This is a genomic window from Oceaniferula spumae (assembly GCF_042849255.1).
GTDB classification, from domain to species: domain Bacteria; phylum Verrucomicrobiota; class Verrucomicrobiia; order Verrucomicrobiales; family Akkermansiaceae; genus Oceaniferula; species Oceaniferula spumae.
The window spans coordinates 2,169,931-2,196,748 of sequence record NZ_AP026866.1 but is presented as its reverse complement, the minus strand read 5'-3'; the positions used below and the strand labels follow the sequence as shown (position 1 = coordinate 2,196,748).

The window sequence follows — 26,818 nt, the reverse complement described above, 5'->3', positions numbered from 1 at the left end:
TTTGGCCATGGACATTGAGCAGTGAAATTGAGATGATGGCGACATGAAGACTCTCATCCCCTTCCTAATCCTGACTGCATCTGCCCATGCAGCGACCATATACTCGATCGACATCAACGATGCTGACGATCCAATCACTGAAGCTGGTTGGACTGGTCTTAACGCAAACCATTCAACCAATGGGGGAACAGTCAATATCGGTGGGGTTGATTTCTCGATCGACAGTTCCGATGGTTCCCGGGTCAGAGGAACATCGGCCAGTCCGAACCCAAACGCACTCACGGGCGATTTTGCATTCGATGATGGAGCAGGGCAGGCTGTCATCTTGTTATTTGGTGCAGCCGGAGATCTGCCTGCAGGGATATGGCAGGTGGAAGTCTGGGCTTTTGACTCCAGTGGAGGGGTAGGCGATCAGATTTTGGGTTTACGGACCAACGGTGGTGAAAACAATGCCGCTACGATCAACGGCTCATTGCAAGCGAATGGCAGAGTCACTGATAACATGGGCAGCTCACCTACAGACCCGGCAGCTACTTTCACCTTTTTATCCGACGGAGTCTCGCGGTACGATGTGTTCGTACGTGAAAATAACGGCAACAACCGCAGCCGGCTGAACGCGGTCCGGCTGACTTCGATTCCCGAGCCGTCGTCCGCAGCGCTTGCCGGACTGGGCGGACTAGCATTTCTTCTCAGAAGAAAACGCTAGTTTCTCACAGCTGAAGGTAATTCACAAACTCAACTCAGCCCCGTGCATGAGTTGAGTTTTTTTGTCGCTGGTTATCGCATTTCCTGACGCTTCTTGAGGAGTTCTTCCAGTAACTCTTGCACCAACTCGGGTTTCTCCGCAGCGCGATCGATGCGCTCGCTGATGTCTTGTTCGACATTGAAGAGCAGCGGTTTTTTCTCGCTGGCTTCGAAGCCGTATTTGTTTCCTGTCTGGGAAGGGATGGCGACCATGAGTTTCCAAGGGCCTTTGCGAATGGCGATGAGGTTGTTACGGGCGTGGCTGTAGTAGAACTCGAACTCACCGATTTCACCTTTGAATTTTTGCGGAGCTAACAGTGAGCGGATGTCGCGTCCGTCGGGCTTGTGAGCTTTTGGTAGTTCTGCTCCAGTTAGGGCGAAGAGGGTAGGTAAGACATCGAGAGTGCTGGCGGGTGTGAGCTCACGTTTGGCATCAATGACCCCAGGCCAGTAAAAGACGCTGGGCACTCGGTGGCCACCTTCCCAGCAGGAACCTTTGCCATCGCGGAATGGCATGGCGTAGCCGACGTGCATGCGCGCTTCGCCGTATTTGGTTTTGGCTTTATCGCGGAACATCACCCACGGGCCGTTGTCGGATGAGAAGAAGACGATGGTGTTTTTCTCGATGCCTTGCTCCTTGAGCGTGTCCAGAATCTTCCCGACGGAGTCATCGACCTCCGCCATGACATCACCTAACAGGCCACGGCGTGATTTGCCCTTGAAGGCATCGCTGGCAAACAGTCCGAGGTGCGGTTGGTTGTGGGCGACATAGGCAAAGAACGGTTTGTCTTTGTTTTCTTTGATGAATTCCACCACTCCGGAAGAGTAGCGACCGGTGAGTGATTCGGAGGCTTTGACATCAGAAGGAAGATCCTTGGCGACTTCACTGTAGCCTTGGATGGGATTGCTTCCATTGGTATCGGATTTGAGAAGTTTGGCGTTTCCGTAGTCGTGGGAAACATTGGTGCCTATCCAGCGATCGAATCCATGCGCCAGCGGTAAGGTGTCCGGTGACATGTTGTTCGCCTTATTCGGTGAACCGAGGTGCCATTTTCCGAACATGCCTGTGGCGTAGCCCTTGGCTTTGAGTCCCTCCGCGATGGTTGTTTCTTCGGTGCGAAGGTGTTTTTTAGCGCTCGGCCCGATCACCCATGAACCAAGTTGGGAATGCCCGGGGTAGCGGCCGGTTAGCAGGGAGTAACGCGAGGCACTGCAGGCAGGGGAGGAGACGTAGAACTGGGTGAAGCTGGTGCCGGCGGCAGCAAGTTTGCTGATATTAGGCGTCTCAATGACCGGATTGCCATTGTGCGAATAGTCGCCGTAACCACTGTCGTCGAGGTAGATGATGATCACATTCGGCCGATCCATGGCGTCGCGCGCATGAACGTTATGGCACATCATTACGGACAGGCTGAGGGAGAGAATTTTGACAATCGACTGCATGGGGAATTGATACCCGATTGATCTCCCCGAGCTATCAGAATAATTGAGGTTTGATTCAAATAGTTAATTATGCTTAACTATCGCCATGAAATTGGTCAGCATTCCCCTTACATTGCTGGTTGCTCTGGTGGCAACGCTTTCCCTGAACTCCTGTTCGTCGCAATTGAAGGCGAAGGAGACACACATCATCCATCGCTTTGATTACGGCAAAACCGCTTACATCAGCCCCGAAGGCAAAGCCACGGCACCGCCCAAGGCTCCTCGTCGGGTAAAAAAGATGATCGAAGCTGCGAACTCGCTCACTGACAAACCTTACGTCTATGGCGGTGGCCATCGTAGTTTTCATGACCACGGCTACGATTGCTCAGGCGCCACATCCTTTGTGCTGAATGCCGGTGGCAAACTCGACAAGCCGCTGGTTTCCCAGAATTTCTTCGACTACGGCAAAAAAGGCTATGGCGACTGGGTGACGGTCTACGTCAGAAAAGGCCACGTTTTCCTAGTCATCGCCGGACTACGCTTCGATACCGGGGGCACCTGGAACTCCACCGGTCCACGTTGGAAACCCCAGCGTCGCGGTGCGAAAGGGTATTACGTGCGGCATCCGAGAGGTCTCTAATAAGGGCTGTCCACCCAACGAGTGAGTTTGCCTTTTTGATCCACGACCCAGACCAAATGGTAGCCTCCCGCTCCATCGCTGCAGTGTTGTGGGATATAGAAAACGCCCTCGTGGCTGTAGATATTGAATTGCTTGCTAGGTTCGTAGAGGTTAGCGAATAGTCGCTTGGGCACTTCGATCTTTTTCCCATTCAAGGTGAGCTGAACGCCGGTGATCTCGGTCTTTGGCAGGCCTCCATCGGTGCCCCAGACGGTGAGGCCGTCGATTTTTCCCACGCCACCATGTTCATTCTGTGAGATCTTGTGGTCGGCTTTGACGAAGGGTTGCGTGGTGTAGCTGATGCTGATGGCTTCCCCCTGCTTGAGCTTTTTCATTTTCGTCAGCGGCATGATGCGAGAGCGATGAACAAACCCGCTAACTCGCTTGCCGTCATCTGTGTCGATGTTCACCGAGATCCACGGTTGCTCCAGTCTGCCGAAATAGTGGAACACCTGGTGATTGAGAATTTTGTGAACCACGGGAGCTTTGACGGAGCCGGATTTCCGCATGTTGGTGTAACCGTCAGGATCTTGGATGACACCGTAGTCAGCTAGGCAACTCGTGCAAAATTTGAATAAAAGGAGCAAGGTTTTCATAGTAAACACCATCTATCAGGGAATAGAATACGGCAATCCATTTTGTCTTTTTAACAAGCTGGAGAGTGCATGAGGGTAAAATAGAGCCTTGATTCTTGAATCTTTCGTCTTACATCTGCTGCTCCCATGCCCAAGGTTTTTATCAAGACATACGGATGCCAGATGAACGAGCGCGACTCCGAGCAAGTTGCCCGGATGTTCGTGGAAGGTGGCTACACGGTGACTCCTACCGAGTTCGATGCGGATGCCATTTTGGTCAACACATGCAGTGTGCGTGACCAGGCTGAGCAGAAGGCACTTGGGAAGATGGGCATCATGGGCAAACTCCGGCAGAAAAAACCGCACGTGGTCTATGGCTACATGGGATGCATGGCGCAGAGCCGCGGCAACGAGCTTTTCCAGAACATCCCCCACCTCGATGTGGTCGTGGGAACCCAGAAATACCACAAAGTTTTCGAATACGTGGACAATATCCTGACCAAGCGCATGGAGATGCGGATGGACGATCCGTCCTATTCCCTCACCGGCGAGAGTGTCTGTGATATTGAGGAGGAAAAGGACAGCCAGAACACCATCCGTGACCACGTCACTCAGGAAAATCAGACCACTGCCTTTGTTTCCATCATGCAGGGCTGCAACATGCGCTGCTCGTTCTGCATCGTGCCTGACACACGCGGTCGCGAGCGTGGAAGACCGATCGCTGATATCGTCGAGGAGTGCAAAGGGCTGGTCGCCAAGGGTGTCAAAGAGATCACTTTGTTAGGCCAGATCGTCAACTTATACGGTCGGACTGAATTTCCCAAAGTCGACGGCAAGTCACCATTTGTGCAACTGCTCGAAGCGGTGCACGAGGTGGAGGGACTGGAGCGGATTCGTTTCACATCACCTCACCCGATTGGTTATCGCTCTGATCTTGTTGCGGCCTTCACCTACTTGCCGAAGCTTTGCAGCCACATCCATTTTCCGATGCAGTCTGGCTCCGATGCCATTTTGAAAAAGATGCGCCGTCCCTATAAAAACCAGAAGTTCGTGGAGATCTGTGAGAACATGAAGGCGGCCCGACCCGACCTCGCGATCACCACTGACATCATCGTCGGATTCCCCGGTGAGACGGAAGAGGATTTTCAAGCGACTGTCGACACCGTCAAGCAGCTCGACTTCGATAATGCCTTTGTTTTCCGTTACTCCAAACGCCGCAATACACCGGCAGCTGAAATGGAAGGTCAGCTACCTGAACGGGTCAAGGAGGAGCGTAACCAGATACTTTTGAAAGTGGTCAACGAGATCTCTGAGAAGAAAAACAGAGCCTTGGTAGGAACCCGTCAGCAGGTTCTCTGCACCGGTCCTTCCAAGACGAACAAGGACCGCCTGATGGGGCGCACCAGCCAGAACAAGATCGTCATCTTTGATGGTGATGAACAACGCATGACCGGCCAGATCTTTGATGTCGATATCGAGGATACCACCGGATTTTCTCTTTACGGTACCCCGGTGATTCACTAGGGCCTGATTTACATTTCCATTCCTCCTCTCGTTATGATTTTTTCGAATCGATATCTCGTCCTCGCTTGTCTCTTGATTTTTTCATGGCTTCCGGCCGAAGCCGATGAGGCAAAACTGACGGATTCGCGGGTCTGGCACGGAAAAAACGGCAAGCATTTCCGTGGTAAGTTTCTTGGGCGCGATGGCGAGACCTTGCGTATTCAAGACACACGCGGAAAAATCTATAACGTGCCGATCACTTCACTCTCGGATGACGATAGGGACTGGTTCAAGAAGGCATGGGATGTTCAGCAGGAAAAAGAGAATGAAATCGATGCGCTCGCCAAAGGCGGTGAGGTCTTGATCCCTAAGGATTTTGTTCTGCCGTCGGTGGCGCCCATTGGTTTCAAGCGTGTGCCTGATGAAAGTGTGACCCGAAGAAATATTCCGCCGATCGACCAATCCGAGTACTACGACAAAGATCACAACAACTTCGCCAGTAGTTTTGTGCCCTTCATGCTTTGGTGGCATACCTCGAAGATCGTGGATGTTCCCAGTCGCAGGGACGACAACGAAAGACGCATCGAGTGGCTCTACAAAACTCTCAACAAGTGTCGATTTGGGCAGCGTCATGCTCGCAATAGCTACCAGAGTTTTTTCCAAGAAGAGCTTAAGACCACAGCTTGTTTCGAAGTTCTGGATTTGCGCGATGCACTGACTGTGCACGCTGCGCACAAGACCTTGGATCGATTCAACCCGGAGTTTCTCTCACAATTTACCAAAGGTGCGAATGCGACGATCTTGAGCGTGAGTGTCTATAAAGGCTCCCGCCACGAGTGGACACCGGATTTACCACTGGTGGAGTGCACGCCTGGCGGTGGAGTGATTTTCTATATGTATGGGCTGAAGCTCTCGGGGAAACTGGAAAAATTGCCAGCCGGCAAAGACCGGAATGCGGTGCAAGGGTATGAGATTAAAATTCTCAATATGAGCGATCAGCCGGACTGGTTCCAGGCGCGTGATTACAGCTTCAAGCTGGAAGGTAAATCAGGAACGGGCCTTGTGGTGGTGGTTCCCAACGTTGCTGACACGGCCCCTGCCGAGACCGACAAATAATCCTTTTCACACGCACGATTCCCCATACCATCCGCCCAGATGCATCCTTACGAGAAGATTCCCCTGAACGTTGCCGGCTACGTGTTGGCTGCATGGTTGATTGGTCTCCATGTCTGGATGTTGATGAAACCTGAGGACAGCAAAACGTTTCTCCAGAAACTGCCTCGCAACAGAGTGCTGGGCCCTTGGTTAATGGGCATTGGCATGACGTGGTTCTGGCTGTTGATCGCACCGGATCGTCTCGGGATTTTCAGCTACTTGCAGATGGATCTTGGTGAGTTTGACCGGGCGAAACCCATTCTCCGCATACTCGTTCCCATCGCCGCCTACGGCATGATTGTTCACGTGAAGGAATTTCTCACGGTGCGTGCCATCGGCTTGTTAGCATTAATGGTCGCCGCGCCACTTCTCTACGCAGCCTACCTCAAGGAGCCTACGAGCCGATTGTTGATCCCAATTTTCGCCTATATCATCATTTTCAAAGGTCTCTTCTGGGTGGGCATGCCCTACACCATGCGCGATGCCATTACCTGGGCGACTAAAACCGACGGACGTTACCGCGCTCTGACATTGGGTGGCCTAGCCTACGGCGTCGCCGTGTTGGCCTGTTCGGTTATCTGGTGGAAATAAAGATCCTGATCTGTGTCAGGCACCGATCTCACTGAGGTTTCTGTGATAACGCAGACCTTTCACTGCAACAAAGAAAACACCCCAGCGAGGTGATAAAACCTGCTGAGGTGTATACGTGTGGGGCGGATATACCCCGATCTATTATGTTATCCTAATGAGTCTAATGTGCTGATGTGTGATTTCACACGTGGCAGCAACTTGGTCTGAATCTGGCTGCGGCAAGACGGCATGATGCAATCTTTCTCGAGCGCCTCTTCATATTCGTTTTCGCCGTGCTTTTCACCCTGTTTCAGGGCGGCGACGGCTGAATTGTCGCCAAAGAGGTTAGCGGCACCTTGCACTGCGGTGGCAAAGGTTCCCCATGCGCCCGACTCGTCATCGGGAATGCCGCCCATGGCGGTGATGGAGTCTTTCAGATCTCTGACGGATGCTTGGTGTTCCTCCTTAATTCGACGGAGGGGCATACCCTGACCCTCATGGCCAAACTTATCGATGGCTTGTTCATAGGTCTCAACGGCGGAGAGTTCGCCTCTAAGTAGGCTGTTACACTCTTTGATGCAGTCTTCGTTATATTGTGGTGTTGTGTTCATAGTGTTTGGTTGGTTGGTGTTTTTAAATTTGATTTCGGTGTTCAGGTTGAACCCGCACCTTGGACAACTCAGATATTGCGATTACCATGCCAGACTTGAGGGATACCTTTAATCATCACAAAACCAATAGATTGAATAGTTTTCAGGATATTCAGTGGTCAATTCAAACGTTTCATATTGCATCAAATTTTCGTCTGAATGTGGCAAGATGCATGGTGGATTAGAAAATATGTAGCACTACTGATCTAGGTTTATAAATTAGTGCACAGCTCAACCCTTGAAACTGCTTGGTTTATAAAGACTCTTGAAATAATCTTTGGCATACGGTAAAGGTGGCACGATTCCCGCTATCTATAGTGATACACACACAAGTATCAGTTCATGATTAGAGACGATTACATACCAAAGAAGCGCATTCTCATTGTCGATGATGAGCCATCTCTATTGATAGGTATCGAGATGGCCTTGATAGGAGAAGACCGTGATGTTTTTTGTCTCTCCTCAGGTCAAGAGGCCTTGGATGATTTAGAGAAGAATCAATATGATTTGATCGTGCTCGATCTCAACATGCCCGGGCTGACCGGTTTGGATGTGCTGCGCGAATTAAGGCAGCGGGGTGATCGAACCAAGGTGATCATATGCAGTGCTCACATTACAGAGAGAGCGATGATCTCAGCCGTATGTAACGGAGTCGTCGATTTCTTAGCCAAGCCGATGTCTTTGACTGGTCTGCGTGATTTCGTAAGCTACGCGTTGGACAAAAACGCCAAAATTAAGTCTGAGCTGGATGATGTTTTTGATAAAGTTCGCTCACTTGAATTTGAACGAGCCTTGGAGTTGCTCGAGAATGAGAAGGTGATGAAGGAGTCTGGCCCTCTTGCTACTATGTGGGCAAAACTTCTGAGAGTTATTTCCAAAACTCCAGTTCCCGCGAACAACGCGACGGCTAGAAAATATGCCAAAGCTTTATTGCAGGAGGCTGTGATCAGGTGCTGATACTATAAGACTGCTTTGAGCAGTGTTTTCGGGTGTCGTTCTGCATGGTGAACGTTGCATTGTGCAAGGATTTGAAGGCAGATGGAGCTGGTTTGAATTCCTAAGAGTGTTTCGTAACTGTCACGAAAGGAGTGAGTTATGTGTCTTAATTGCTAGATGGGTTAGCATGGACTGCTTCGTGCTAGATTACTTACGTCATGAATAAAAATCAAATCAAGCAACTAGCAAACCAGGTATCTTCCACTACGACAGACACGCTGTCAGAAGGACTAACCGCTATTCGCAAGCGTCCTGTGACAAGCTCACTCTTCGGACTTGTGTGTTTCTGCGCTGGAGTTCTGTTGGCAACAAGCTGTGCAAAGAAAGGACCAGCTGAGAAAGCAGGGGAAAAAGTGGATGAAGCTGGAGAAGAAATCAAAGATGCTACCAACTAGATTCATGTCTCAAAACCCAATCGCAAATCAATCAAACCTATAACCCAATAAAATTATGTTAGACTGGACACTATTATTTCTCGTAGTTGCAATTATCGCAGCTGTATTAGGATTTTCAGGCATCGCAGGAGCTGCGGCAAATATTGCCAAGATCTTGTTTGCCGTATTCCTTATCATATGGATTGTTACCCTGATCCTCTAATCAAAGGCAGGTCAATCGATATCATTTCAGGAGTCGTTCCCATTAGGGGACGACTCTTTTTTTCCACGTATAATACACCCTCTGAGCTGCGCAGGTGTGGATGGTTTGCACAGATGTTCATTGAACCCGGCCTTGAGACTTTTTTCTGATTGTCGGGGAGATGAGTGGCCGGAAAGGGCTACAAGATAGGTATACCTCACTTGATTGTTCTCAGGTAAATTTCTAACGGACTGGGCGAAATCCCAACCGCTGAGTTCTCCCTGTAGAGTTAGATCGCAGAGCACAATTTCCGGAACAAACGAATGGATTAATTCAAGGCCATCTTCAGCAGCTACCGTATGTGCCACTTCATGCCCGTCCAGCTCCAGCAAGAGTTTCAGAGCTTCGGCCACATTTTCGTCATCTTCTATGACAAGTATTTTAGAACTTAAAGAGGTACCATCATCACACGTAGAATTTTCATCTTCTGATTCTAAAGTTCGTTCTTGAGCGGCATCGCTCAACGGGAGGCTCAGGGTAATCTCGGTGCCTTTGCCTTTGCCTTCGCTGAATGCGACCACTTTACCTCCGTGCAATTCCATCAATTGTCTGATGATCGCAAGTCCAAGGCCCAGCCCGTCCCTGCTGGTTCTGTCAGCGTTTTTGCTCTGAGCAAATGGCTCAAACAGTTTTTCGATTTCAGGCTTACTCATGCCTAGGCCGTTATCGCTAACTACCATGCATGTGTTTCGCGGGTTCTTTTTATCCGGTGTAACGGAAACCCGGATTGCTCCTCCGATCGGTGTGAATTTGATAGCGTTATTCAGCAGGTTGGTAACGCACTGAGTGATTCTGATAGGGTCAGCAACCACCCACTGTTCCTTGTGATATGGTTGGTAGGAAAGTTCGATCTTCTTCTCCTCGGCACCGCTTTTGTGGCTGGTAAGTGCATTCTCTACGAGCTGGTTGATCTCGGTCAATTCAGTTTCGATGCGCATTTTACCCTTGGTGAGTCTAGCGATGTCCAAGGTGTCATCGACAAGTCGGGCGAGGTGCTCAATCTGTTTGCCGAGCTGTTGGTAGGCACTGGCATGTTCTTCTTTTGAGGCGTGCGGGTGCCCCATGATTTCATAGTGAGAGGTAATGGCGGCCAGAGGATTGCGTAGTTCATGACCGAGCATGGCAATGAATTTATCCTTCGCCTGGGTAGCCTCCTTCAATGAGTTCTCGGTTTTTTTGTGAGACTCAATGTCTGTGCTGGTTCCATACCATCTGGAAATGACTCCGTTTTGATCACGCACGGGCACTGCTCGAGCGGCGTGGTGACGATACTCACCTGACTGGCTCAAGAGGCGGTAGGTATGATCATAAATCTCTCCGGTATCTACAGATCGTTTCCAAGCCTTACGTGTGAGTTTAATGTCTTCCGGGTGGATTGCGGCGTCAATATTGAGAAAATCCGGGTCCTCAATATCCAATCCGCTGTAGGTGGTCCAATGTGGGCTGACATAGTCCACTGTCCCATCTGGATCCGATGTCCATACGATCTGGGGGAGGGTTTCGGCCAGGTGTCTGAATTTAAGCTCGTGAGGGGGCAGTAACTTATCATCAGATTCGTTCACTTCGTGAATAAAAACAACAGCACCTACCTCCGTGACATTATCAAACTCATCGGTAACGGGGAAAAAACTAATCGAGACTGATTTATCCTGAGGCTCCTCGGCGAGATCTATTTTTTGTTTAGTGACTGGAAGCGGTCTGCCTTCAGCGAAAACTTGTCGGATGCTCTGCTCGAACAAGGTGGCAGAACGGGGATGCAGGTCCTTGACCAGCATTTCCACATGCTCCTCTGCAGGCAGGTTATTCAAATGAGCAAGATACTCGTTGACCCTTGTATAACGAAAATGTGTGTCGAAAAACGCCAATCCAATGGGGGCGAATGTCAGAAGCGAGTCCAGTGCGTTGGCTTCAGACTGTGTCGATGCGGGATTTTCCATGATGGTATATTGGCAGAGCTTATCAATTGGCTGTCTTATGCCCATTCATATGAAACTATCTGGAAACAGAGTAATATTTGTCCATCTCCATTGTCTCATTCGGGCAGATTAGGGACCTCTTTATTTTTTGAGGTGATAAGCGCGGCTAACATAGGCACACTCTAACGTATTCGGCTTACAATGTTAGTTGAGTTTTAAATCAATATTGCGGTGCATGAGGAGAGGGGAATTGCACGATCTGCATCAGAAATCGTCGCATTCCGCGATAATTTGTCAAGCTGGTTGTGACGACCAAATAACCGCATCGAGGAGAGTAATGAGCCTAAGTCATTTATAGATAGGTCGCTGCTGTTCCTCAATTGTTTCTAGACTGTTTGCTCCGTGACGGAGTATTACCTCAGTTCTTACACAGGAGCTTTTATGAAAATGAAACGCTGTATGAATGATGAGGGGAAAGCCTTTGGTATAGGATGAAGAATTTTCAGTACAGCAAAAACCCTCCACTGCTGGGTGTGGCAGTGGAGGGTAGTGGTTTGAGTTAGATAACTCTTGGCAATGGGATGGCTGCTCTAACTTAGAAGTTAAAGCGCACACCGGCTTCCAGAAGAACATCGTCGTTGTCGTCGACGTCGAACTTGGCTCCGCTATCGGTGGTTAGGGAGTAGTCGTCGATGAACATGTAACGAGCTCCACCGAAAATTTCGAAACTTGGGTTCACGTTGTAAACGAGACCCAGGAACGCTTGAGCGAAGAAGGTCGTTTGGCTGTCGTTACCTGAATCGTCGATCTCGTTGATATCATCAGTGAAATCACCATCAACGTCGATGATGGCTACACCTGCACCGAGACCAGCATAGAAGCTCAGATTCTGTGTGAGGTTTCTCTCAACTTTGTAGTTGAGGGTAATCGGAATGAATGTGGCCTCGAGGTTTGAGTCGCCTGTGAAGCTGTCGCCTGGATCCAGATCGAAGGTGTCTTCGAGATTTAATTCGTCACCGTCGTTTTTCAGTTCTGAATAACCGATATCGAGGAATACAGACTGGCTCCAGCCATTCAATTCGCCGAGGTCCTTACCAATTTGCAGAGAGTAAAATTCATCTTCGGCGTCGACGAGATAACCAGCTGAGGCTCCAAGAAACCAAGAGTTAGATGTTTGTAATGTTGGTCCCACCACTGGCGGAGCTACTGATTCATGGGTAACCTCACCAGCAAAGGCAAGAGATGGAATTGAGAGTAATGTGACTAAGCTAAGTTTTTTCATGGTTTTAGTTTTGTTCGTTGATCGCTAGTTTCGCGATTGCCCAACTACCATTGCAATGAGTGAGCCAATTTTTGCGTGTTCATGTGGTTTATTCTGAAGAAACGTTGTAACTGTAACAAGATCAGTGGAATATGGGGTCGTTTAGGCCGCTAAAACGTGATGGTGAAATGATTACGATTTAGTTAGAATTGCCCAGAACGTTGCATGTTGCATCACTAGAGATATGCAACTTGCAACGATGAGCGTTCAGCCAGAAAATGCCTGTATCAAGGTCCAGGGGGAATACCTTAATGCGTAATGGTTGCGAAACTTGCGGATTAGCAACTCCTGATTCTGAATGGCGTGATTTTAGCGAGTTTGTTCTGTGTGAGCACATAGCTATAAAAAAAATCCCGGGAATCCTGAAGGGATTCACCGGGATAGATATCGAGCTTTAAAAGGTTTAGGCGTGCAGTTTCATACTTGCCCGCATGCGCCTAGAGCCTTTCAGCTGGTTAGTAATTGACCGTTTTTTTGGTGGTTGTGCTTGTTCCTGTGTAAGGATCGTATGTTTCAGTAGTGGTGGTGGTCTGTCCATCTACCGGGTCAACGTGAGGTGGACCACTGACGTGTACGTCACAACTGGAAATCATCGAGATCGCTGCGCATGTGACGAGGGCTAGGAGTGTTTTGTTCATTTTCATAGTTATTGTTTTGGGTTATGTTAGATAGCATCATTTTCTACCTTGGTTTCTGTCGTGCTGGTGTTCCCCGAGCTGTCTGCTGAGGTTTGGGTTATTTTTTTCGAAGATCCAGCTGCTTTAGCTGCACCCATAATACCTAATCCAGCAATGATGAGACTGACGACTATGAGCACGGCCGTGGGGACCCCCAGCATCATGAGTCCGTAAATAACGCCACCTAATAGGATTAGCGTGCCTAGGAAGTATGTGATTGCTTTCATAACGACAGATACATTACAGATTGCATGCCAATGGCCGCACAACCCGGAAACGTCCATTCTACAAGGGGTATTCAGCCCGAAGACCTTGCAATGTAGGCTTCAATTCAAGCAATTTGCACGATGAGCCATAGCATTTTGCACCATTCTGGAAGGACGCACATGGCAACATGGAAATGCACGCCTAGTGTTGTGCGGACCGGATTCCAAGAAGGGTAGACAACGTGTTGCCCACCATAAAATGGGGTGGGCTTATGCTTTGATTTAGAAAAATGCCTCCAACCAGGCATCAAGCTATGTTGGAGGCGAGCCAAGACCGGCGCTTTGCCGAATTTGTGTCTGGCTACAGCCGATTGAAGCGCAATCAAGTTGCACTCGTGAAACGAATAACGCAGGGGTCAGTCCTTAGACTCACTCGGAAAGTGTTTATCGATTGCTTGCAGCAAACGCTCACTATCATTCTTGATCGATATCAACATCTTTTCCTGTCTCTCGTTTAATGGACCCACATTTTTTTCCAAGAGTAGGTGCGACATCATACGAATGCCCGTTAGAGGACTTTTAAGATCGTGACTGATCGATGATAGAGAATCGTTATTTTTCTGTCTGTCAGGCATGTGATAGGTAGAGGTTAATTTACTGAGTCCAATTTCTTTCTTTTGCGATATAAAGTTGTTTTGTCAATGCCAAGGATCTCAGCAGCTTTTTGGAGACTTGTCGATTTTTCCATGACGCGTTTAATGTGTTCAGCTTCTAACTCTTCTAGGGTGATGTCACTGCCCACTAGAGCGACGTCTCGCGAGTTGCTGTTACTTGAAGTATCGAACGAGGGCAAATCTTCCGGTTCAATTTGTTGGCTACGACATAAGATCGCAGCGCGCTCAATGGCATTTCTAAGCTCTCTCAAATTCCCCGGCCACGGGTAGGATTGAATGGCTTGGAGACCATCTTTGGAAAAACCAGAGATATCACGAGCGATCTGTTTGGAAAAGTACCGCAAGTAGTTCTCAGCGAAGCCGACCAAATCAGTTAGGCGCGTGCGCAGGGGGGGCATTTCCACTTCGATGACATTGAGACGGTAATAGAGATCCTCACGAAATTCACCATCGTCGATGCATTGCTTCAAATCGCGGTTAGTGGCCGCGATAACGCGGACATTGGCAGACCTTATCTTGTTTTCACCAACGCGCTCATATTCCCGTTCTTGTAAGAGGCGCAGAAGTTTGGGCTGAATTTCCATAGGGAGTTCACCAATTTCGTCCAGAAATAGTGTACCTCCATTGGCAGCATGGACCTTGCCCCATGCATCTTTCACGGCGCCGGTGAAGGCTCCCTTGACGTGACCAAACAACTCACTTTCCAAGAGCTCTTTTGATAGACTCGGGCAACTGATGGTAACGAAAGGTTTATCTGCGATGTGACTGCGATCGTGAATGGCTTTGGCAACAACGCTTTTGCCTGTTCCACTCTCGCCAAGGATCAGAATGGATGCAGGTGTGGGAGCCGACCTGAAGAGAGTATCAAGAGTTTCGCGCATAGCTTCGTCTGTGGTCTCAAACGAAGGAGGCGGGGAATTGGCTACAACTTGGTCTTGTAAACTGTGAACCTGGCTCTCTAAAGATTTGATTTCAGATTGAGTATTAATCTGCTTTTTAACCTTCGCAATGATCGCGCGGATCTGGTCCGGGGTAAACGGCTTCTCCAGATAATCGAATGCACCTAGTTGTGTCGCCTTGATAGCTGTATCTACTGATGCGTAGGCGGTGAAGATGACAACCGGTAATCTGGGATGTGATTTCTGAAGTTCCTCTAAAAGATGTAAACCATCGTCATCGCCCAATTTCAGATCCAGAAAAACTAGATCGTATTCTTCTTCCTTGATGCGGATCTGGGCTGATTTAATGCTATCGGCTGGGTCTGCGTAGTGTCCGTCAGATTCCAGAGCGATCATCGTCGAATCTCTAATGGATTTTTCATCGTCGACGACGAGTATATCGAGCTTGTTTTTCATGTATTATTGGCTGAGGCCATTTCAGAACTTTCAATGACCATGGGGGCGGAGGCTCAGGTCTGTCAACAGTGACCTTCAGCTTGGCGTGCAACTGGGACTATCGACTTTTCCGTGTTGTTAGAGAAGCTGTTTCTGTGAGAGCATTGCTGATTTTGAGATGGCCAGAAACTTTCGCTACCCCACGCACGCGTTTGGCCACTTTATGAGCTCTTTTAGCCTGCTCTTTATTCAATACTTGGCCATAGAGGTGACACTGGGAATTTGAGACGTGAACTTCGATGTCTAAGAAATCCAGTTCGGGATCCGATCTCAACTTTGCGAGCACATTCTGGGTGATGACCTGATCGTCAGCAGTAGCGCCCTTTGTGATGTAGATTACGTCGTGAAATGAGATCACACCACGACATGACTTGACCGTTTTCACAATTTCAGCGTGCTGAGCCAACGTGTCGACGCGTCCTCGTAATGCGACCATGCCGTCGCGGACATTCACTTGGATGGCTTGGTCATTCAGAGCGTGCGAGGATTTGATTTTGCCTGTCAGTTCATAATAAATCTGTTTGTCGCCTCTGGTGGCCGCTTCAGCTTGGCTGGCTGACATGAACGTGAGGCAAAGGAAAGGTATGATATACTGAAACAGTTTAACTTTCATAGTGCTCTTAACGCAGGATATGTGCCAGCTGTCAGAGCTTCGCCAGTTTCGCCGAGGGGATGCTTGATCTGTTTTGTCGACATTTGCTTGGCCCCCTTGAGCTACAGGGGCGCATCACCTCTGTCTAATAACATCTCATATGGTTCCGTTGCTTAATCCTTGGTCTGGCAATTGGGTGCATTTGACAAATTTTCCACTCTGAGATGGTGCAGTTTGCAATGTCTGAGATGTGTATTGCACGATAGTCTATGCCTCTACAGACGAACGTGCCTTGAGGTATACCTCAACGATAGCGCTGCTTGATTTCGTCATAAGCCCACTGAAATAAGAAACAGAACTCCCATGGGCACTTAAATGGTGGGGAGTTGAGGATGAACGTGTATTTTCTTTGGGCTGGCGTGGAAGCCATCACCTTACGCTCCCGCTTGAGGACCTTGTATTCTAGGAAGTAGTAGATTGCGTGTGTCAACCGATAGCGGACCTTGGTCAGTAGCTTGGTTTGTTGCCACATCTTGCGTTTGAACGCTTGATATCTCTCTCTACCCGTTTTGGAGAATAATCTGTCCTTAGTCAGGCTGGAGTGGCCCGTTGCGTTTTTATGCACGCCGAAAATCTCTCGTGGAACCCCGGCGAGTTCGGCGATGCGGCGTGGCACTGGTCTGTCATAGTCATCGCTAACAGACCACTCGGCCATCTCCTCGGAAGTGACGATTTCGGCGATGGCCTGATTGTGACGTGCGCTGATGTACGCTGGGGCGAAAACTTGATAGCCTACCCTCAGTCGGAATTCGATCTGGCTGATACCTGTGATCCCCCGTGTCCAAGGTTTGCTGTATTGCTTGGTCAAAGGAACGATATCCTCCTCCCAATATGTATCTCCCGCACATCCGACGACGTAAATTTTTTCCCTCAAGGCCTCTTCCATAGCGGTGAGGGTGGCGTTGGAATTCGTGGAGAAAAAACCAAACTCGGCTTCCACTGGCTCGGATGACTTGGTGTAGGTCCAGCGGTCAAATTCCTTGCAGTTCATTCCGAGCGCTTTTGCGATTTCTGCGCCGCTGTCTTGATGCGGGTCATCCGCTCGCGAGTCGTAAAAGGTATGCGCTTCCGTACAGCCTGCTTCTTTGGCCAAAACCGCACAGGCAGTGGCATCATAGCCGGCGGAGAGAGCGGCCGCACTCTGCAGGGGATGTTTGCGATCGGGGTGGGCTGCATTCTGTATCACATCAGCTACGCTACGTTTCAGCAGGGCGTGATAATCTTCAAAGACGGAGGGGCATTGGCCAGGGGGATGTGTTCTGTAAGTGATCTTTCCCTGAGTATCTATCGAGAGAATGGCACTGATGTGCAAGTGCATGGATACTCCGCCATCTAACGGAATGGCTCCATCCAGACAGTAAAGTCCCTGCCGGGAAACACGGAGAATATCGTGCACATAGTAGGGGTAGGATGGAATTGGTTTCGTGCCAGTTTCCGACATCAGAAAGATCGGCGAGTTGGAAATGTGAATCTTGCCACCGACCTGTAAACTGAACAGGGGGCTCAATCGATCGGTGCTGCTGCAGAACAGCAGTTCGTCCTCTCGCTGCCGCATGCCTGTGCCGGTGGACACAGGGGCTAGATCAAATCCGTAATCTGGGAAATTGCCATTCCACGCACCTTCCACCAAGCCATGTTCAGAAATTTCTACACTGGATCCGTGTCGAACTTTGGTCTGATGTTGATCGATGTCATATTCTGCGGCCCACGCGAGTTTTGGCAGAGATTCGGAGAGGTAGTAGTCGATTTCCAAGGCTGTGATGTAAGCGGTGCGGCGCCAAGGTACATGACACACCCCAGCTTTCAATCATGGTTTGTGGCCTCTGATAAATAACAGCGCCCAATCAATTTGGTTTGAACCGGGTTGTTTTTGAATGGAAGTCAATCCACGGGAAATCATCTCAGGTGTGGCTTTATCCAAGCCGAACAAACCTGCACAGAACTGGGTCATCGAAGCCTGATCAAGGAAGTTCCACGGATACTCGTGCAGCTGGTTATGGGTGATGTCGAAGCCGGCTGCTTGCATCCGTGCGGCCTCAGTTTCCGGATCGAGAAAATCTCCCTCATGCCCCATGGAGTTGTGCTGGTCTACAAATCCGTTGAGGAATGCATCTTGTGGGGTGCCGAGCATGACATCGCCGATCACAAAGCGCCCGCCAGGTTTTAACAAACGAAACACTTCTTGGTAGAATTCTTCGCGCTGGTCCGTGTGGTGCAGTGCGGCCAACGAGACAAACGCGTCCACTGAGGCGTCAGCCATGGGGATGTCTGTCCAGGATGCCAGTGAGCATTGTTGTTGCGCTGCAAACTCTTCGCTGGTTTCGAGCGGGTGGAGTGTGACGGATTGAAGATGGTCTGGAAGAAATTTTCCGATGTACCCACCGCCCGATGGAAAATCGCAGAGAACTTGATCTTCCCGGAGTTCCAAGAGTTCTAGAGGAATAGTGAATTCTTTTTCACGTGCCTCCGGACACAACAGCATGGCCTGATGATAGGCTTCACCCCGGTGGTTGAATATTTCTCTGTAGTTCGGTTTGGCGGTGCTGTTTTTTCTCGAGTCGGTCATTTTACATATGACGGATGCAGATGGTAATTACGCAAGAGCATCCAGATTTAGTCATCGTGTGATTTGATATCGTTCCTTTAATTCATAATACCCCCATTGAAATGTAAATGCGTATTTCCAAGTGTAACGCTGCGGCGGAGAGTTGAGAATGAATGGGAAGCGTCTCTGCATGGGAGTCGAGGGGATATACTTTTTCTTACTGCTCAATAATTTGTAGTAGAGAAAATATGTTAGAGCGAAGCGGATTCGCCAATACAGCCATCTTAAAACAGGCTGCGTTTGTTTGGTCATCGCATTGAATTTGGTGTAGGTCTCGAGTCCCAATTTTGAGAAATTGGAATTCTCTTTCAAGCTGGCATGACCACCGCCAAAATTTTTCCGTCCTAATTCATCGCTAGGAATACCACCGGTCTCGGCGATTCGCCGAGCCACTGGTCGGTTGTATGGGTTGTCGACATTCCATGGTTTCATTTCCTCCGATTTGGCAATGGATAATAGAGCGTGGTTATGGATCAAGGCGATCGATGGTGGCGCGAATACGATGTATCCGACACGGAGGCGAAACTCGATTTGACTTAGACCGCTTGGAAGTCTGACCCATGGGCTGCTGAAGTTTTCAAAGGGAGCCACTTCCTTGGGATCCCAAGCCGACTCGCCGGATGGAGCTGTCACATAGATGCGGTTCACAAGCGCGTCTTCCATCGATGATACAGGCACACTGCTGGCAGAGGAGTTGAAGCAAAATTCAGGCTCCGCGAGTCGATCAAACTGGTGAAAGGCGTAACGGTCGAATTCCAGGCATTCCATTCCAAGTGCAGCAGCGTGTTTGGCACCGCTGTCGTGATGAGGGTCAGCGGCTTTGGTGTCTAACAGAGTGTGCGCAATCTTGCAGCCTGCGTCTCTGGCTAATCGTGACGTAGCAGATGAATCGTAGCCCTTGGAAAGAGCGGCGGCACTCTCTAAAGGTATTTTTCGGAGAGGATCACGCGCATTAGCCAGCACCTTTGTGACCGCATCCGAGAGAATACGGAAGTAGTGGTCATAGTCCTTGGGGCATTCTTCCCGCTGATATTTACGATAGCTTATCTGGCCATGTACACCGCATGTCACGATCGTGCGGACGTGCATATTCATCCAGTGACCATCGTCGAGATGCAGTCTGCCTGCTTGTGCGTGGTCGCCTTTTCTCCAGTGTCTTAAAATATCGTGGTTATAAAACGGGTAGAGGGGGTGCGGTGCAGTGTCGGACAACTGCATGGCAAAGACGTAGGAGTTCGACACATAAGTGTAGCCATCCTTTTGAATGCTGAAGACCGGTGATAATCGGTCAGTGCTACTGCAGAACAATAGGGAGCTTTCCTCCTGCACAATACCCGTGCCGCTAAAGGTTGTGCTGTTAGCGAAATTAAAATCTGAAAATGAACCATTCCATGCCCCTTCTACCAAGGCGTGGCCACTGTCTGATATTTCAACGCCACTCCCGTGAAAAACTTCTGCCTGCTGATTGGCTATTTGTATTTTGGCTCCCCAAGAAAACCGTGGCAGGGATTCGAGGAGGCGGTAAGTGATGTTCAATGTGTGTAAGGATGAAAATGAAGTTTGAGATCTATTCCTTCATGTGGTCGTGTGCGGCATTTTGCCTGATCTCGGAGGAAGCTACTATTTTTTGTCTAGCTTTCAACCGGTGATCTCAAATGTTAGATTTCTTCTATGATTTGATCTAATCACGCGCTTCCTAAGTCGAATGCGCGTTACGAGCCGATACTCACTTTAGGGGGGTAAGTGCTTCCAATGTATGGAAGGCCACTGACAAGAAACGAAGACTAGGCAGATTATTGATCTGCACTCTACCGCTTGTGAGTGTAGTATCTCTCTTTGAGAGCATTCGCTGCCCACTGGAGAGCAAACACGTAATCCCACGACATCCGCATGGGTGCAGCATTGAGGATGAAGGGGAATTTTCGAGCGAGAGGGGTGGATGCCACGTATTTTCTTCCGCTGCTGGTCAGCTGATACCGTAAGAAGTAGGTGATCGCGAAATGGGTTTTCCTGTATATCCGGGCAATACGACTGCAATGCTGGTGTGATTCTTTCGTGAAGGAGGAGTAGCTGGAGTATCCTCGGTCAGAGAAGCCTGCCCTGGTCTTCAAGGGGGAATGGGATGTGCCCAATTTTTTTAGACCGAACAATTCTCTCGGCAGACCTCCTTGTTCTGCAATTCTACGTGCGGCAGGACGATCGTATTTTCCTCCCACTGACCACTCTTGCATTTCTTCTTTGGAGAAAATTTTCAAGATGGCTTGGTTGTGTCTGATCGCTATCACACTGGGGTCTATGGCGATGTATCCCACTCGGAGACGGAACTCCAGAATGCTCACCCCGCTGACCATACGCGACCATGGGGAGCTCAGCTGATGGTAGTGCTTGAGCAATTTGGTATTCCAGCTTTCGGCACCAGCAGACCCGATGACATAGATGTGATCGCGCAAGTGATCTTCCATAGCGACGAGCGGCGTATTTGATCCTCCAGAGAGATAACAGAACTCGGCTTCCACTGGCCGGTCCATTTTTTGGTAAGCCCATCGGTCGAAGGTGTGACATTCCATTCCTAGCGCCTCTGCGCCAACATTGCCGCAATCGGAGTAAGGGAAGTCGCTTTTCGAATCATAAAACGAATAGACTTTATGGCATCCGGCTTCCTTGGCCAACACGGTAGTAGCACTGGAGTCATAACCTCGGGAGAGGGAGGAGGCGCTTTGCAGAGGTGTGTGGCGTGCTGGGTCCAATCCATTTTTGAAGAGCTCTTTCAAGGCATCGACGAGGATATTTCTGTAGTCGTCAAAATCGGTCGGTTCTGGCCCTGCGTCGTAGCTGCGGCAATCAATGCTGCCATCCGCAGACACCGCCACGATCGCACTCGGGTGAATGTGCAATTTGTAGCCGTCCGCGAGTTTGGTTGTGCCATCGAGACAGTAGAGCCCTTGTCGATAAATAGCGAGAATGTCGCTGTTGTAGTAGGGATAAAGCGGCAGAAAGGATGTGCCTGAGAGTTGGAGTATGAAAAGCGGGGAATTGGAAACGTAGATGGCTCCGTCTTTATGCACACTGAATACCGCAGAAATGCGATCCGTGCTGCTGCAGAAAAGTAGCTCGTCCTGCTTCTTCACCATCCCCGTTCCACTGAACACAGTAGATTGGTTAAATCCAAACTCCGAAAACGCCCCATTCCAAGCACCCTCCACTAGTTTGGTACCGTCTGGAGAAATCTCGACGCCATCTCCGTGATGAACCTCGATATGGCCAGTTTCGGGTGTGAATTTAGCAGCCCAAGCAAAGCGTGGCAGCGTGCCAGACGCTTGGTAGGAGATGGTAGATTGCATGGAAACAGGAGGGGGGACGATCTGATTATCCTGTTAGAATATGTTGATCTGTCTGTAGAGTCCAGCTTAGGAATACCGATCATCTGCAATTCCGCCGTAATTCGCTGATTTCTATTACTTAAGTGGCGTCCGATGGGTGTCAGAACGCCATCTTGATCGGGAATGAGGATGATAAGGGCCATTTTTTTATTGCGTGCCCTCCATCATCAAGCCATGTGAGCATCGATTAAGCCAACTAGACACAGGCTAGAATTAGAATAATTCTAATTAGTGCTTGTCAGGGAGAGCATCCGAGCTAATTTTCCTCGCACCCGCCCAAGATGGGCAGGCAATACGAAGCCGATGGAAAATAAAGTCACAGATGCGTTTGATGCAGTTCAGGCCGACCTGCCTAAGGTCAAGGGCCTGCGCATGACTCGTCAGCGTAGCGAGGTCTATAAAGTCCTCATGGCTCACCGTGACCACCCGACAGCTGGTGAGGTTTTCGAACGAGCCAAGCGCAATATGCCCGGTATTTCTCTGGCGACCGTCTACAACTGCTTGGAAGCCTTGGTCCAGCACGGCGCCGTGCGCCAAGTGAACTTCGAACGGGAATCATCCCGTTACTGCCCCAATCTTTCCGAGCACGGCCACTTCCACGATGAAGCCACCGGCCAAATCATCGATATTCCTTTGAAAAAGGGAGCCAAACTCTCCGATCTCCTGGAGCTGCCCGAGGGAGCTCAGATCGACAATCTCGAAATCACCCTGCGCGGCAGGGTTCCGAATCACTAATCTCAATACACAACTACCTATACTTATGAGCCTCGTCATCAAAGACCTGCACGCCAACATCGAAGACACTCCTATTCTCAAGGGTGTGAATCTGGAAATCCCAAAAGGGGAAATCCACGCCATCATGGGACCCAACGGTTCCGGTAAGTCCACTCTCTCCAAGGTGATCGCTGGTCACGAAGATTACGAAGTGCAGTCCGGCAGCGTGACTCTCGACGGAGAAGACATCCTTGAAATGGACGTCGATGAGCGTAGCCGCGAAGGTATCTTCCTCGCATTCCAATATCCTGCCGAAGTCCCCGGCGTTTCCAATGCCAACTTCATTCGTGCCGCACTGCAGGCCCGGATGCCCAAAGGTGAGGAACTCGATGCCGTAGCCTACTACAAGAATCTCTACTCGAAAATGGATGTTCTGGAAATGGACCGCAAGTTCACTGCCCGTGCCGTCAACGAAGGCTTCTCCGGTGGAGAGAAAAAGCGTAACGAGATCCTCCAGATGATGATGCTCGAGCCGAAATACTGCATTCTCGATGAAACCGACTCCGGTCTCGACATCGACGCCCTCAAGATCGTCGCCAAAGGTGTCAACGCCATGCGTTCCCCTGACCGCGGATTCCTGATCATCACTCACTACCAACGCCTGCTCGACTACATTCAGCCTGACCACGTCCACGTCATGAGCGACGGTCAGATCGTGAAGTCCGGAGGCAAAGAGCTAGCCCTTGAGCTTGAGGAAAGCGGTTACGACTTCCTCAAGGAAGGCGAACTCACTAACGCTTAATCGCAAACCCCACACTAATCTAACATGAGCTACGACACCAGCACCATCGATCTGGAAACCCAGGAGGCGATCGACGTAGATCGCGCCAAGGGCGATTTCAGTTTTCCTGAAAACCACAAATTTGACGCCGGCACCGGTCTTTCCGCTGCTACCGTGGATTACATCAGTGACGTCAAGGACGATCCCGACTGGGTACGTGCCTTCCGTCACAAAGGTCTGGAGACGTTTCTCAAAAAACCAATGCCCACGCATTGGGCGACCAAGGATCTTGAAAATATCGACTTCGATAAGATCCGTTACTACCTCTCAGATGGGCAAGCTCCCAAGCGTAGCTGGGACGAAGTTCCTCCTGAAGTGTTAGAAACCTTCGAGCGCCTCGGTGTTCCCCAGCAAGAGCGGGCGTTTCTCGCAGGTGTTGAGGCTCAGTATGACTCCGAAGCCGCCTACTCCAACGTCAAGGAAGAGCTGGAAAAAGATGGTGTGATCTTCGTTAACTCGAAGGAAGGCTTGAAAGAGCATGAGGAAATCTTCCGCCCATGGTTCGGCAAAGTCATCCCCACCGGTGACAATAAATTCTCAGCCTTGAATAGCGCTGTTTTCTCTGGCGGATCGTTCATCTACATCCCCAAAGGGTTGAAGGTGAAGCACCCCTTGCAGGCCTATTTCCGCATCAACTCCGAGAACTTCGGGCAGTTTGAGCGCACCCTGATCATCGCCGACGAAGGTTCCGAGGTGATGTATATGGAGGGCTGCACCGCACCGAAATTTGAAACATCCACCCTGCACTCCGCTGTGGTCGAGCTTGTTGCCATGAAAGGTGCCAAAATCCAGTATGTCACCGTGCAGAACTGGAGTTCCAATGTCTTCAACCTCGTCACCAAGCGCGGCTTGGCGCATGAAGACGCCGAGGTTCGTTGGATCGACTGTAACATCGGCTCTCGCCTCACCATGAAATACCCTGGTGTTGTCATGAAGGGGGAGCGTGCTCGCGGCGAAGTAATTTCCATCGCACTTGCTAACAGCGGCCAGCATCAAGACACCGGTGCCAAGATGATTCACGCAGCGGACAACACCACTTCCAACGTTGTGTCCAAATCCATCTCCGTAGGAGAAGGCCGCGCCACATACCGCGGTCAGGTTCACATTCCCAAGCACCTCAAAGGCTGCAAGAACAACACCGAGTGTGATGCCTTGATGATCAATGCTAACAGCAAGACTGATACTTACCCCGCCATCACTGTGAGAGGTAACCAGCACGTCACCCAGCACGAGGCCAGCGTCTCTCAGGTGAGTGAGGAAATGCTCTTCTACATGCAGCAGCGAGGTATCTCAGAAGCCGCCGCCATGTCCTTGGCTGTCAACGGATTCATCAACGACCTCGTCAGTGAGTTCCCAATGGAATACAGTGTAGAACTAAAACGCCTCATCGACCTCGAAATGGAAGGTAGTGTCGGCTAACACGACTGATCAATTAGAAATTTTTACACAATATTTATTACATGACCGCTACTTTGCCTGCATGGTTTGCTGACCTGCAACAATCTGCCATCAAGGAATATCAGGATCTCCCAATGCCGTCGCGCAGCGATGAAAATTGGAGGTTCGGAAATCTCAAGCAACTCGACTTCGAGGATTTTACCCCCGAAGAATCCAGTGAAATCCACTACCAAATCCCAGCCCTTCCGGATGGCGTCATCTGCCTGCCATTTGAGGATGCTCTTGAGCAACACGGAGACTTGGTGAAAGAACACTTCATGAAGAGCGAGACGCGTCTCGGCTCTGCCAAATTTGCTGCGCTGCATAAAGCTAATGTGAAAAGCGGGCTGTTTGTTTACGTCCCTGATGGTGTGAAAGTCGAACAACCTATCGAAGTCAGCCACGTGATTTCCGGTTCTAACAAAACAGCTTTCCCTCACACTCTGATCATCACCGGTAAAAATGCCGAGGTCAGTGTGTTGGATCGCTTTTCAAGTGCTAACGAGGACGACACCAGCCTCTGTATCGCTGTGAACGATCTCATCGCGGGCGATGGCTCCAAGCTCACTTACTGCGCAGTGCAGGAGCTGAACTTGGTGAGTCGCATGATCCAGGTCAATGTGACCAAGGTCGGTCGCGATGCGCACGCTACGGCATTCACTTTGAACACCGGAGCCCAGTGGGCAAGAAACGAAGCTCTCAGCCTGATGACAGGTGAGGGGGCTCACTCGGATATGTTGTCCTGTTCCATTCCTGCCGGTAGCCAGCAGTATGACCAGCGCACCTATCAGCAGCACGCAGCTCCACACACGAACAGTGACCTGCTCTACAAGAACACTCTCTACGGAAATTCCAAGACGGTCTTCTCCGGTCTGATTCTGGTGGACGAAGGGGCGCATTACACCGATGCCTACCAGACTTGCCGTAATCTGCTCATGGAAGATTCCACCGAGGCGAACTCAATGCCAGGTTTGGAGATCAATGCCGATCAGGTCAAATGTTCCCACGGCAGCACCTCCGCAAGTATCAGCGACGAAGAGATTTTCTATCTCTGCGCCAGAGGTATTCCGCCTCACAGTGCTCGACGTTTGATAGCGAACGGATTTTCTGTGGATGTCATCGAGCGACTAGGCAATGAGCGACTCGAAGAGGTCGTTATGGAAGCCTTGGATCGCAAATTCGTAGCCATCTAATTCGTTTGGCAAGCGTAATCGATATTTCATAAAAATTAAATTGTTCATTTTTTATTGAACAAACACCCGCCTCTGTGGTCTGTTCTCAGCAGCCAGAGGTGGGATTTTTCCATGTGGCTCATACATTTTTTCACTGAATCACATGGTTTTGGCCTGATCGCGGCCAATCGACCAAGGGCGGTAGCGTGCGTAACCGGCGGTTAGAGCTTTTTAGAGGATAAAATATAAATTGTTAAATGGCAGAGGGCAGCAACATCCATCCGGAATTCCAGCGGCAGGTGCCGCGTGAGGAAAAAGAGAATCTACTCGGCCAGCGCGGTCTGGTGATCTGGCTTTACGGGCTTTCCGGATCTGGAAAATCAACGATAGCCAATGCTCTGGAGCGTAAATTGCATGATTCTGGTCGGCTGGTGACGATGCTCGACGGCGATAACCTCCGCAGTGGCCTCAACAGCAACCTGGGTTTCACCGATGAGGACAGGTGCGAAAACATCCGCCGGGTGGCCGAAATGGCGAAGGCAGTGGTGCGCACGGGATCCATCGTGTTGGTATCGGTCATCACCCCGCGCGAAGCTTTTCGTCAGTCTGCTCGTGAGATCATTGGTGGGGCTGATTTTCTTGAGGTCTATGTCAAAGCTTCCTTTGAAGCCTGCCGCCAGCGCGATGTGAAGGGGCTTTATGACAAAGCCGAAGCTGGTAAAATAGCGAACTTTACTGGACAAGCCTCCGCGTTCGAGGAGCCGGCTCATGCCGATGTCGTTCTCAACACAGAAGACCACTCACTCGACGCCTGCCTGGAGCAACTGTTGTCCGTCGTCACCCCAAGAGTGACATTATAACAGACTAACCGATTCGAGACATAACCCACACTCATTTTC

General features: G+C 50.0%; 27 protein-coding genes. 13 read left to right on the top strand and 14 right to left on the bottom strand.

Annotated elements, in window-relative coordinates:
- The first annotated feature begins 43 nt into the window (after positions 1-43).
- Positions 44-706, top strand: coding sequence for a PEP-CTERM sorting domain-containing protein (locus tag ACSPJT_RS09110; protein ID WP_435896067.1), 663 nt, complete (start codon positions 44-46; stop codon positions 704-706).
- A 71-nt stretch (positions 707-777) separates the two neighbouring features.
- Here ACSPJT_RS09110 and ACSPJT_RS09105 read toward each other — a convergent pair whose 3' ends face one another.
- Positions 778-2,187: a sulfatase family protein gene (locus ACSPJT_RS09105; RefSeq protein WP_435896066.1), complete on the bottom strand. Its 1,410-nt coding sequence runs from the start codon at positions 2,185-2,187 to the stop codon at positions 778-780.
- 85 nt (positions 2,188-2,272) lie between these two features.
- Here ACSPJT_RS09105 and ACSPJT_RS09100 point away from each other — a divergent pair, with 85 nt between their 5' ends.
- On the top strand, positions 2,273-2,806 hold the full coding sequence (locus tag ACSPJT_RS09100; protein ID WP_435896065.1) for a peptidoglycan endopeptidase: 534 nt from the start codon (positions 2,273-2,275) through the stop codon (positions 2,804-2,806).
- Here the strand turns inward: ACSPJT_RS09100 and ACSPJT_RS09095 are convergent.
- Entirely contained in the window at positions 2,803-3,441 is a 639-nt protein-coding gene (locus tag ACSPJT_RS09095) for a hypothetical protein (RefSeq protein WP_435896064.1), read from the bottom strand. The two genes, ACSPJT_RS09100 and ACSPJT_RS09095, sit on opposite strands and share 4 nt — an antisense overlap.
- Positions 3,442-3,567: 126 nt before the next feature.
- On the opposite strand from ACSPJT_RS09095, the gene miaB reads away from it, so the two are divergent.
- The 3 genes from miaB to ACSPJT_RS09080 are packed head-to-tail and all read left to right on the top strand — an operon-like array spanning position 3,568 to position 6,669.
- Positions 3,568-4,944: a tRNA (N6-isopentenyl adenosine(37)-C2)-methylthiotransferase MiaB gene (gene miaB, locus ACSPJT_RS09090; protein WP_435896063.1), complete on the top strand. Its 1,377-nt coding sequence runs from the start codon at positions 3,568-3,570 to the stop codon at positions 4,942-4,944.
- 33 nt (positions 4,945-4,977) lie between these two features.
- Positions 4,978-6,039 carry a hypothetical protein gene (locus tag ACSPJT_RS09085; protein ID WP_435896062.1) on the top strand — a complete coding sequence of 354 codons (1,062 nt, stop codon included), beginning with the start codon at positions 4,978-4,980 and terminating at the stop codon, positions 6,037-6,039.
- A gap of 39 nt (positions 6,040-6,078) precedes the next feature.
- Positions 6,079-6,669, top strand: a complete 591-nt coding sequence (locus ACSPJT_RS09080; protein WP_435896061.1) for a hypothetical protein — start codon at positions 6,079-6,081, stop codon at positions 6,667-6,669.
- A 146-nt stretch (positions 6,670-6,815) separates the two neighbouring features.
- Here ACSPJT_RS09080 and ACSPJT_RS09075 read toward each other — a convergent pair whose 3' ends face one another.
- Positions 6,816-7,259 (bottom strand): DUF2383 domain-containing protein, encoded by a 444-nt coding sequence (locus ACSPJT_RS09075; protein WP_435896060.1) that lies wholly within the window; start codon positions 7,257-7,259, stop codon positions 6,816-6,818.
- Positions 7,260-7,640: 381 nt separating this feature from the next.
- Between ACSPJT_RS09075 and ACSPJT_RS09070 the strand changes: the two genes are divergently transcribed.
- The 3 genes from ACSPJT_RS09070 (at position 7,641) to ACSPJT_RS09060 (ending at position 8,891) form a co-directional block, all read left to right on the top strand.
- Positions 7,641-8,255, top strand: coding sequence for a response regulator (locus tag ACSPJT_RS09070; protein ID WP_435896059.1), 615 nt, complete (start codon positions 7,641-7,643; stop codon positions 8,253-8,255).
- Between the two features lie 197 nt (positions 8,256-8,452).
- A complete protein-coding gene (locus ACSPJT_RS09065; RefSeq protein WP_435896058.1) occupies positions 8,453-8,689 on the top strand; it encodes a hypothetical protein in 237 nt (78 codons plus the stop codon).
- A gap of 55 nt (positions 8,690-8,744) precedes the next feature.
- On the top strand, positions 8,745-8,891 hold the full coding sequence (locus ACSPJT_RS09060) for a DUF1328 domain-containing protein (protein WP_435896057.1): 147 nt from the start codon (positions 8,745-8,747) through the stop codon (positions 8,889-8,891).
- 26 nt (positions 8,892-8,917) lie between these two features.
- Here ACSPJT_RS09060 and ACSPJT_RS09055 read toward each other — a convergent pair whose 3' ends face one another.
- The 11 genes from ACSPJT_RS09055 to ACSPJT_RS09005 form a co-directional block, all read right to left on the bottom strand.
- Positions 8,918-10,867: a PAS domain-containing hybrid sensor histidine kinase/response regulator gene (locus ACSPJT_RS09055; protein ID WP_435896056.1), complete on the bottom strand. Its 1,950-nt coding sequence runs from the start codon at positions 10,865-10,867 to the stop codon at positions 8,918-8,920.
- A 574-nt stretch (positions 10,868-11,441) separates the two neighbouring features.
- A complete protein-coding gene (locus ACSPJT_RS09050; RefSeq protein ID WP_435896055.1) occupies positions 11,442-12,128 on the bottom strand; it encodes an outer membrane protein in 687 nt (228 codons plus the stop codon).
- A gap of 494 nt (positions 12,129-12,622) precedes the next feature.
- The gene (locus ACSPJT_RS09045) at positions 12,623-12,805 is read right to left on the bottom strand and encodes a hypothetical protein (RefSeq protein ID WP_435896054.1); all 183 of its coding nucleotides are present in this window, start codon (positions 12,803-12,805) and stop codon (positions 12,623-12,625) included.
- 26 nt (positions 12,806-12,831) lie between these two features.
- On the bottom strand, positions 12,832-13,071 hold the full coding sequence (locus tag ACSPJT_RS09040; RefSeq protein WP_435896053.1) for a hypothetical protein: 240 nt from the start codon (positions 13,069-13,071) through the stop codon (positions 12,832-12,834).
- Between the two features lie 395 nt (positions 13,072-13,466).
- A complete protein-coding gene (locus ACSPJT_RS09035) occupies positions 13,467-13,685 on the bottom strand; it encodes a histidine kinase dimerization/phospho-acceptor domain-containing protein (protein WP_435896052.1) in 219 nt (72 codons plus the stop codon).
- A gap of 14 nt (positions 13,686-13,699) precedes the next feature.
- Positions 13,700-15,079: a sigma-54-dependent transcriptional regulator gene (locus ACSPJT_RS09030; protein WP_435896051.1), complete on the bottom strand. Its 1,380-nt coding sequence runs from the start codon at positions 15,077-15,079 to the stop codon at positions 13,700-13,702.
- A gap of 97 nt (positions 15,080-15,176) precedes the next feature.
- Positions 15,177-15,731, bottom strand: a complete 555-nt coding sequence (locus ACSPJT_RS09025) for a BON domain-containing protein (RefSeq protein ID WP_435896050.1) — start codon at positions 15,729-15,731, stop codon at positions 15,177-15,179.
- A 283-nt stretch (positions 15,732-16,014) separates the two neighbouring features.
- On the bottom strand, positions 16,015-17,565 hold the full coding sequence (locus ACSPJT_RS09020; protein ID WP_435896049.1) for a hypothetical protein: 1,551 nt from the start codon (positions 17,563-17,565) through the stop codon (positions 16,015-16,017).
- A 12-nt stretch (positions 17,566-17,577) separates the two neighbouring features.
- Positions 17,578-18,336 (bottom strand): class I SAM-dependent methyltransferase, encoded by a 759-nt coding sequence (locus ACSPJT_RS09015; RefSeq protein ID WP_435896048.1) that lies wholly within the window; start codon positions 18,334-18,336, stop codon positions 17,578-17,580.
- A gap of 51 nt (positions 18,337-18,387) precedes the next feature.
- A complete protein-coding gene (locus ACSPJT_RS09010; RefSeq protein ID WP_435896047.1) occupies positions 18,388-19,911 on the bottom strand; it encodes a hypothetical protein in 1,524 nt (507 codons plus the stop codon).
- Between the two features lie 272 nt (positions 19,912-20,183).
- A complete protein-coding gene (locus tag ACSPJT_RS09005) occupies positions 20,184-21,716 on the bottom strand; it encodes a hypothetical protein (protein WP_435896046.1) in 1,533 nt (510 codons plus the stop codon).
- Positions 21,717-22,058: 342 nt separating this feature from the next.
- Between ACSPJT_RS09005 and ACSPJT_RS09000 the strand changes: the two genes are divergently transcribed.
- The 5 genes from ACSPJT_RS09000 (at position 22,059) to cysC (ending at position 26,779) form a co-directional block, all read left to right on the top strand.
- Entirely contained in the window at positions 22,059-22,490 is a 432-nt protein-coding gene (locus ACSPJT_RS09000; RefSeq protein WP_435896045.1) for a Fur family transcriptional regulator, read from the top strand.
- A 25-nt stretch (positions 22,491-22,515) separates the two neighbouring features.
- Positions 22,516-23,271 (top strand): Fe-S cluster assembly ATPase SufC, encoded by a 756-nt coding sequence (gene sufC, locus ACSPJT_RS08995; protein WP_435896044.1) that lies wholly within the window; start codon positions 22,516-22,518, stop codon positions 23,269-23,271.
- A 24-nt stretch (positions 23,272-23,295) separates the two neighbouring features.
- Complete coding sequence (gene sufB / locus ACSPJT_RS08990; RefSeq protein WP_435896043.1) at positions 23,296-24,729, top strand: Fe-S cluster assembly protein SufB; 1,434 nt, start codon at positions 23,296-23,298, stop codon at positions 24,727-24,729.
- A gap of 41 nt (positions 24,730-24,770) precedes the next feature.
- The gene (gene sufD, locus ACSPJT_RS08985) at positions 24,771-25,940 is read left to right on the top strand and encodes a Fe-S cluster assembly protein SufD (RefSeq protein ID WP_435896042.1); all 1,170 of its coding nucleotides are present in this window, start codon (positions 24,771-24,773) and stop codon (positions 25,938-25,940) included.
- A gap of 236 nt (positions 25,941-26,176) precedes the next feature.
- Positions 26,177-26,779, top strand: a complete 603-nt coding sequence (gene cysC, locus ACSPJT_RS08980) for an adenylyl-sulfate kinase (RefSeq protein WP_435896041.1) — start codon at positions 26,177-26,179, stop codon at positions 26,777-26,779.
- The last annotated feature ends 39 nt before the right edge of the window (positions 26,780-26,818 follow it).